Here is a 1,148-nt window from a genome sequence, read left to right on the forward strand (position 1 = left end):
GTGGATCGAGTCTAACACTTCGCGCCCTCGTTTGACGGCGGCGATGATTTTGTCGGGATCGGCGGTCCAGATGAAGGGTTTGGGGTCACGGTTGGCCTCGCCGAGATAGCGGTTGATGGCGGCCTGGAGATCGACGACCGAACGGAAGACCCCTCGCTTCAATCGCCGCTTGGTGAGCGTGGCGAAGAAGGTCTCGACCGCGTTGAGCCAGGAGCATGAGGTTGGGGTGAAGTGGAAGGTCCAGCGGGGATGTCTGGCGAGCCAGGCGCGGACCCTGGGATGCTTGTGGGTGGCATAGTTATCGAGGATGGCATGGATCAGTTTTCCGGCCGGCACCTCGGCCTCGACCGCGTTGAGGAAGCGGATGAATTCCTGATGGCGGTGGCGCTGCATGTTGCGGCCGATGACCGTGCCGTCGAGAACATTGAGCGCGGCGAACAGGGTCGTGGTGCCGTTGCGCTTGTAGTCGTGGGTCATGGTGCCTGCCCGCCCCTTCTTCATCGGCAGGCCCGGCTGGGTGCGGTCGAGCGCCTGAATCTGGCTCTTCTCGTCGGCCGAGAGGACCACCGCATGCGCCGGCGGGTCGACATAGAGGCCGACGATGTCCCTGAGCTTGGGGACGAAGTCGGGATCGTTGGAGAGCTTGAAGTGGCGGGTTCGGTGGGGCGCCAGGCCGTGGGCCCGCCAGATGCGCTGCACCGAGGAGGCGCTGATGCCGACCGTCTTGGCCATGGCCGGTGCCGTCCAGTGGGTCGCCTCGTGCGGCGGCGCGGTCGCGGTCAGGGCGATGACCTTGTCGATCACCGCCTGTTCGAGCGGCTTGATGCGCGATGGCCGGGTCTTGTCGCGCAGCAGGCCCTTCACCCCTTCTTCGGCGAAGCGTTCCTGCCAGCGCCAGACGCAGGTCTTCGACTTCCCTGTCCGGCGCATGATCTCGAACGTGCCGAGGCCGTCGGCCGACAACAGCACGATCCTGGCCCGCCAGGCGTGCTTCTGCGGAGCGTTGCGGTTGCCGACGATCGCCTCCAGCCGGCTGCGATCGGCGGCGGTGAGGGTGATGGAAATCCCGGGGCGCATGGCCCAGACTCGCATGCGACGCCGCTCGAGGGAATCCCTCTCGGGATTCAAATGTCAGACGTGATCCACTA

General features: G+C 65.6%; 1 protein-coding gene. It reads right to left on the reverse strand.

Annotated features, from left to right (window positions below):
- The coding region (locus tag EDC22_RS17825; protein WP_132808116.1) for an IS630 family transposase at positions 1–1,077 on the reverse strand (1,077 nt) is incomplete at its 3' end.
- Positions 1,078–1,148 lie beyond the last annotated feature (71 nt).

The organism is Tepidamorphus gemmatus, from assembly GCF_004346195.1.
GTDB classification, from domain to species: Bacteria; Pseudomonadota; Alphaproteobacteria; order Rhizobiales; family Tepidamorphaceae; genus Tepidamorphus; species Tepidamorphus gemmatus.